Genomic DNA, 6000 nt, shown 5'->3' on the forward strand with positions numbered 1-6000 from the left:
GCGGCGCAGCCCGCACGCTCGGCGGTCTTGGCGGTCTTGGCGCACGAGTCCGGAGGGGTGCGATGGCACGGGGCGAAGGTGGCCGGCGGGTCCGGCGGGTGCTGTTCGTCGCGCTGGGCGTGTCGGTGGGGCTCTGCGCGGCCCTGGCGGTGGCGGTCGCGGCGCTCGCGGTGCGGGTCGACGGGCACAGCATGCAGCCGACGCTGGCCAACGGGCAGCGCCTGCTGACCGTCCCGGGCACGGGCGGCACGGCGCGCCGGTTCGACGTGGTGCTGCTGCGCGCCCCCGGGCGGGACACCACCATCGTGAAGCGGGTGATCGGCCTGCCCGGCGACCGGGTGGAGATCGACTCGACCCCGCAGGACCCGTTCACCGTGCTGGTCCAGCCCGGCGGCAGCGGCCAGTGGTACCGGGTGGACCAGTCGACCTGGCCGGGGCAGGCGCACCGGAGCAGCAACTGCTGCCAGCCGGACGGCCGCCGGGACGCGACCCGCGCACGCGCAGGCGGTGCCGCCGGGCAAGCTGTTCTTCCTGGGCGACAACCCCGACGGCTCCGACGACGCGCGCAGCTACGGCTGGGGCGACCTGGCCACCGTCAGCGGCCGGATCGGCCTGCGGGTCTGGCCGCTGGGCGCGTTCGGCCCCCTGCCGACCGGCCCGACGCTGTCCCCGGTGCCGGCGCCCTCCGCCTGAAGCGGAATTCGCCGAGCGGAAAAGCGATACGGGGCGTAGCGGAAATGGCAGCCGGAAAGGGATCAGCGGAACCGGATAAACGAAACGGGCGGGTAGCGGGAATTCGGTGCCGTCAGATTCCGGCCGGGGCAGGCGGTTCCGGCCCGGTCGGTTCCGCATCGGTCGGTTCCGGCTCGGGGGTCGACCACCCCCGAGACCCGCATGACGATCTCCGCGATCCGCCGCACCGCCTCGGCGCGCCCGGACTGCTCGGGGTCCGCCGAGGACTGGAGCAGGTGGCTCGCGGTGAGGCGCACCACGGCCTCCACGGCGAGCGAGCGGGAGAGCGGGTCGACGTCCGGCCAGACCTCCTCGGTGTAGCCGGTGAGCAGCTCGGAGACGGTGTCGAAGGCGGCGCCGGAGCGGTGGTCAGGTAGGCGAGCAGCCCGTTCTCCTCGTCCCGATCGGCCGTCAGCACCGCTCTGAGCAGCGGGTTCACGTCCGCCTCGCGCAGGATGAAGCCGACGCCCGCCTCGGTGGCGGCGCGCAGCCGGCCGCGGTTGGCGTCGAGCTGCGCCAGGATGCCGAGCGCGATCCGGTCGAGCTCGCGGGTGAAGAGCTGATGGCCCAGGCCCTCCTTGGAGCCGAACTCGTTGTAGACCGTCTGCCTGCTGACTCCGGCCACGGTCGCGATCTCGGTCATGTGCAGCCGGCGGAATCCGCGGTCGGCGATCAGTTCGGCGGCCGAGTCCAGCAGCCGATCGCGCACCGGGGACCTTTCGGGATCGCGGTACCAGGCCATTCGCGGAGTCTAGTCAGCGAATCCTGCTCGGCTTATTGACGGACCGTCTGATAGTGCCTACGTTCTGGACACACTGCCAGAACCTTGTAAACCGACTCGGGTGGATTCCTCACGGTTCCTCCCGTCATCGGCTCATCGGCAGTGCCCTCACCCACCCCCCCGCCGTAGGCGGGAAGAGCGTCGGAGTGACCCATGCAGGAGAGATCCGAGGAAGGCACCCCACAACACACCGAACCGTCGAGCGGGGCGGGCGGTCGCGCCACCGCGCGGCGTCACCCGCTGGCGGCGCAGCGCCCTGGTGGCCGTGCCGGCCGCCGTCGCGATCACCGCCATGGCGATGGCGATGACCGAGGGCGCGCTGGCGGCGAACCTGTCGCTGACCGCCGTCCCGTTCACCCTCAGCTCCACCACCGTCGCGGCCCCGAAGGGCCTCGGCACCGTCATGACCACGGTGAACGCCGGCAGCAACCCGGCCGCCGTCTCCGAGGTGGGCCTGCCGAAGGCCGGCCTGGACGGGGTCTGCATCCACGCCACCCAGTCGGTGAACCTGCCGCTGGTCGGCACGGTCGGCACCTGGTCGCTCAACATCACCTCACCGGCGGCCGCCACCCCGCTGACCAACCGCTCAGCTCGACGCCGGCCAGGGCCTGCAGGCCAGCAACCTGATCCTGGACGGCAACGCGATCACGGGCGCCAGCGCGACCCTGAACGCCAGCGGCACCACGCCCAACACATCGCGCGGCGGCCGACAGCGCCAACATCAAGAACAGCGGCATCACCGACGGTTCGGCCGGCCAGTTCGGCTTGGACGCGACCGGCGGCGAGACCGACATCAGCGGCCTGAAGGCCAACGCCAACGGCGCCACCCTCGGCGGCGCGATCACCCTGCCCAACCTCAGCATCTCGCTGGTCAACGGCGACACCGCGGGCAAGGGCACCGGCGGCAGCGACTGCTGACCCGCCCACCGCACACCCGGGTGGAGTCCGACCCACCAGGACTCCACCCGCACCGCGGCCCCACCGGCCGGGAACCGCACCACCCGCCCCGACTCCCCACGCCCCGCGAGGTCCACGATGGCCGAGAACCACCCAGGCCCGCTCCGGGATCTGGCTCGCCCACCGCCGCTGGCGCCGCACCCGGCCTTCTGGGCCGCGGTCTGGACCGCCCTCGGCGGTTTCATCATCTTCTACCTGCCGCTCGCCCCGATCAGCGCCATGCTGCACGTCGGCCTCGGCGGCATCACCGGCATGGCCGGCGGCGCGATCCTGATGGCGCTGGCCCTGCTGATGCTGCTGATCCCCAGTCAGCGCTACACCGCCGGGGTGATCGCGGTGCTGGTCGGCGTCGCCTCCTTCCCGCTGACCAACCTCGGCGGGTTCTTCGTCGGGATGTTCCTCGCCGTCCTCGGCGGCGCGATGGCCGTCGGCTGGATGCCGGCCAAGCCGGCCCGCAGGTGGCGGCGGTTCCGGCGGATCCGGACCGAGGAGAAGGAGGCCTGATGTCCAGTCAGTTCCCGAACGATCCGGCGAATCCATCACAGAGTAGGCAGTCATGACGATCCGTCAGTCGTCCGCCCGATCGCACGGCACCCCACCCCTGCGCCGCCGGATCCGCCGCTGCCGGGCGACCGTGCGGTTCTGGCGCCACCGCGGCCGCGCGGCCGCCACCGAGTGGAACCGGCGGATGCTGGCCGAGGCCGCCGACGACACCCGGCGCGGCACCCGCTGGGGCCGCTCGGCCGCCGTGCTGCTGCCCGCTGCGCTCGGGGTCGGGGCGCTCGGGGCGAGCATCGCCACGGGTGCGCTCGCGGCGAGCTTCAACGGACCGACACCCCGTTCACCCTGATGTCCAACGGCGTCTCCGGCACCGGCTTCGGGGCCGTCCTGAACACGCCCACAGTCGAGTCGAGCACCGGCAGCACCTCGAACACCACCGCGATGGCCCGGGTCGCTTCGCCAGCGCCAACCTGGCCGGGCTGTGCGGGATCGTCCACCAGTCCTTCGCCGGGGTGGGGGTACTCGCTGCTGCTGACGGCCGGTCAGCAGGTCACCGTCACCCCGCCGACCACCTTCACCACCGACCTGAACGCCTCCAACCTCTACATCGAGGCGCCCTCGCTGAGCGCCAGCGGCAGCACCACGCTGCAGAACGCGGTGCTCGGGATGGCCGCCGACCAGGTGATGGTGGCGGGCTCGCCGCTCACCGGCGCCCAGGCGGGCGGCTTCGGCCTCGGCTCGGCGGGCTCCGGCCCGGGCGGCAGCACCGTCAACCTGGCCGGGCTGAACGCCACCGCGAACACCGCCGAGATCGCCGGCTCGCTGACCCTGCAGTCCCTCTCGATCAGGGTGGTGCCCGGATCGGCGACCTCGTGCTGACCGCCACCGCCCGGGGCGTCCGCGCGGGCCGGCGCTGGTTCCGGGCCTTCCGCCGCACCCGCCCGTTCTGGGGCTCGCTCTGGCTGGTGCTGGGCGGCTGGACGGTGCTGAAGTTCTCGCTCGGCGCGATCCGGCTGGTCACGGTCACCGGGTTCGACGCGCTGGCGGGCTACCTGGTCGGCGGCGGGATGATGCTGTGCGGGCTGATCCCGCTGGCGCTGCCCCGGCAGCGCTACAACACCTTCGGCCTGCTCGGCACGGTGCTGGCCGTGGTCTCGCTGGTGGTCTCCAACCTGGGCGGCTTCCTGCTCGGCATGCTGCTCGTGGTGCTGGGCGGCGCGATGATCGTCGGCTGGGGCCCGCGCCGCCGGCGCCGCGCCCAGGGCCGGGCGGGCCCCGGTCGAGAGCGGGAGCGGGAGGTGCTGAGGCCGGCCGCTGGCGCCGACTGCTCTGCGTGGCAGGGGTGTTCGGCGTGCTGGTCGCGGTCGCCGTGCTGCCCGGCGAGAACCCGTCGGCCGCGCACGCCGCCACCCCGGCTGTGCTGCCCGGCGAGCCGACTCCGCTCGGCATGCCGTTCCTGCCGACACCGAAACCCATGCACGTGACCATCGACGACCTGACGGCAGTCGGGCTGTCGGTGACCAACGGCGTGACCGTCCGGCTGTCCGACGGAACCACCGTCACCACCACCCAGTACACCTTCACCCCAGCTGCAGATCAACAGCCACATGCACGTCACCCACACCGCCCCTGACGGCACGGCACTGACCATCGACATCCCCAACTCCGGTTTCCTTCGGCGGCCTCGACACCGCCGGCGCACCGGAGACCACCGTGATGTGGGGGACCATCAACAACATCTGCGTCACCGTGCTGGTCCCGATCTGCGGGGTGCAGGGCCTGCTCAACTTCTTCGGGTCGTTCATCAAACTCAACGCGGGGGCCAGCGGCTTCGACGCCGACGTCTACGGCATCCAGACCACCGACGACCACGCCGCGCTCGGCTCCACCAACACCCGGTCCACCTGCCCGGCACGATCACGGTGACCACGCCGTGAGCGCCATGGACGAGATGCCCGAGGGCCGGACCCACTGGCGGCGGCGCCCTGCTGGTCGCCCTCCCGCCCTGCTCGCGGCCGGCGGCATCGGCAGCGCGCTGGCCGGCGGCGCGCTCGCCAGCGGACTGCTCATCCAGAGCGGCGCGATCCAGCTCACCACCAGCAGCCTCTACGGCACCCACTACGCCGCCGCCCTGGTCGACCAGCCCTACGAGACCGCCACCGGCACCACCGGCACCGCCCACCCCTGCGGATGGGCTTCGCCAACGGGCTGCTGAACGGCCTCTGCCTGGCCCAGCAGCAGCAATTCCTCGGCGCCACCTACACGTTGATGATCACCCTGGGCGACGGCAACCCGGGCACCTGGGAGATCACCACCCAGAACACCGTGCTCGACCTGCGCACCGCCACCGGCGTGCTCGACATGGACGGCCTGGTCGACCTCAACATCAACGGCCCGGACGTCACCACCATCACCGGCGCCAACGGCGTGCCGGTGCCCAACCCGCTCCTCAGCCCCGAGAACCGCTTCGGGATCCAGGCCGGCTACGCCAAGTTCGACCAGGTCACCGCGACCGTCGACGACCTCCAGGTCCCGGGCCTGCTGACCACCCCCGGCCTGACCATCTCGGTCCACCCGGGCACGGTCAGCTGCCCGCCACCCCCGGCCCCGACCGGCACCCCGGGCACGCCGTGAGGGCGGCCGCTGCGGTGGCGGGGAGGTGACCAGGTGTCAGAGCCGGAGAGTCGATTGTGGGCTGACGGCCCCTCGGGAGCCGTCAGCCAGTCAGGCCGTGGACCGGTCGGGTTTGACGACAGGTTCCTACCGGGCCCGGTGGACGGCCTACAGGCTGTCCCAGGTGATCGAGAAGTCGTTGCCGCTCAGGCCGGAGGTGGTGGCCTCCGGGGTGCCGGAGTCGGAGGCCATGTCGATGCCGGTCGGGTTGGCGGCGGACAGGCCGGCGCCGTTGACGGTGTTGTTGTCGAAGGTGACCGTGCCGAAGTCGTCCAGCGGCAGCACGCTGCCGGACCAGGGGGCCTCGGCGATGACCTCGGCGGAGGAGCGGGCCAGGCCGCTCTCGCGCTTGCTGG

General features: G+C 72.5%; 13 protein-coding genes and 2 pseudogenes. 12 read left to right on the plus strand and 3 right to left on the minus strand.

The features are described from left to right. Positions 1–62 precede the first annotated feature (62 nt). Both FHX73_RS47350 and FHX73_RS47355 read left to right on the plus strand, forming a co-directional pair. A pseudogene (locus FHX73_RS47350) lies at positions 63–290 on the plus strand (S26 family signal peptidase); the annotation flags it as partial. 217 nt (positions 291–507) lie between these two features. Continuing rightward, positions 508–693: a S26 family signal peptidase gene (locus tag FHX73_RS47355; protein WP_281292746.1), complete on the plus strand. Its 186-nt coding sequence runs from the start codon at positions 508–510 to the stop codon at positions 691–693. 62 nt (positions 694–755) lie between these two features. Here FHX73_RS47355 and FHX73_RS47705 read toward each other — a convergent pair whose 3' ends face one another. Then, positions 756–1391, minus strand: coding sequence for a hypothetical protein (locus tag FHX73_RS47705; protein WP_425461460.1), 636 nt, complete (start codon positions 1389–1391; stop codon positions 756–758). Further along, positions 1361–1474, minus strand: a pseudogene (locus FHX73_RS47710) (hypothetical protein); the annotation flags it as partial. The pseudogene FHX73_RS47710 and the gene FHX73_RS47705, both read right to left, overlap by 31 nt. A 304-nt stretch (positions 1475–1778) precedes the next feature. Here FHX73_RS47710 and FHX73_RS30700 point away from each other — a divergent pair. From FHX73_RS30700 to FHX73_RS46605, 10 genes are all read left to right on the plus strand, one after another. Further along, complete coding sequence (locus tag FHX73_RS30700; RefSeq protein WP_246213965.1) at positions 1779–2318, plus strand: hypothetical protein; 540 nt, start codon at positions 1779–1781, stop codon at positions 2316–2318. Then, a complete protein-coding gene (locus FHX73_RS46585; RefSeq protein WP_246213966.1) occupies positions 2279–2431 on the plus strand; it encodes a hypothetical protein in 153 nt (50 codons plus the stop codon). Before FHX73_RS30700 ends, FHX73_RS46585 begins: the two co-directional genes overlap by 40 nt. Before the next feature lie 117 nt (positions 2432–2548). Beyond that, positions 2549–2974: a DUF6114 domain-containing protein gene (locus tag FHX73_RS30705; protein ID WP_246213967.1), complete on the plus strand. Its 426-nt coding sequence runs from the start codon at positions 2549–2551 to the stop codon at positions 2972–2974. Positions 2975–3026: 52 nt separating this feature from the next. Beyond that, positions 3027–3320, plus strand: coding sequence for a hypothetical protein (locus FHX73_RS30710; RefSeq protein ID WP_145909139.1), 294 nt, complete (start codon positions 3027–3029; stop codon positions 3318–3320). After that, positions 3320–3850 carry a DUF6230 family protein gene (locus FHX73_RS30715; RefSeq protein WP_145909140.1) on the plus strand — a complete coding sequence of 177 codons (531 nt, stop codon included), beginning with the start codon at positions 3320–3322 and terminating at the stop codon, positions 3848–3850. The genes FHX73_RS30710 and FHX73_RS30715 overlap by 1 nt, the downstream gene beginning before the upstream one ends. Then, positions 3844–4455: a DUF6114 domain-containing protein gene (locus tag FHX73_RS30720; RefSeq protein WP_246213968.1), complete on the plus strand. Its 612-nt coding sequence runs from the start codon at positions 3844–3846 to the stop codon at positions 4453–4455. The genes FHX73_RS30715 and FHX73_RS30720 overlap by 7 nt, the downstream gene beginning before the upstream one ends. Beyond that, positions 4452–4604, plus strand: a complete 153-nt coding sequence (locus tag FHX73_RS46590) for a hypothetical protein (protein WP_246213969.1) — start codon at positions 4452–4454, stop codon at positions 4602–4604. Before FHX73_RS30720 ends, FHX73_RS46590 begins: the two co-directional genes overlap by 4 nt. Positions 4605–4687: 83 nt before the next feature. Continuing rightward, on the plus strand, positions 4688–4897 hold the full coding sequence (locus FHX73_RS46595) for a hypothetical protein (RefSeq protein ID WP_246213970.1): 210 nt from the start codon (positions 4688–4690) through the stop codon (positions 4895–4897). A 7-nt stretch (positions 4898–4904) separates the two neighbouring features. Continuing rightward, complete coding sequence (locus FHX73_RS46600) at positions 4905–5186, plus strand: hypothetical protein (protein WP_246213971.1); 282 nt, start codon at positions 4905–4907, stop codon at positions 5184–5186. Further along, entirely contained in the window at positions 5162–5605 is a 444-nt protein-coding gene (locus tag FHX73_RS46605) for a DUF6230 family protein (RefSeq protein WP_246213972.1), read from the plus strand. The genes FHX73_RS46600 and FHX73_RS46605 overlap by 25 nt, the downstream gene beginning before the upstream one ends. Before the next feature lie 147 nt (positions 5606–5752). Here FHX73_RS46605 and FHX73_RS30735 read toward each other — a convergent pair. Then, a partial coding sequence (locus tag FHX73_RS30735; RefSeq protein WP_211786378.1) for a G1 family glutamic endopeptidase occupies positions 5753–6000 on the minus strand: 248 nt, incomplete at its 5' end.

The organism is Kitasatospora viridis (assembly GCF_007829815.1).
GTDB lineage: Bacteria > Actinomycetota > Actinomycetes > Streptomycetales > Streptomycetaceae > Kitasatospora > Kitasatospora viridis.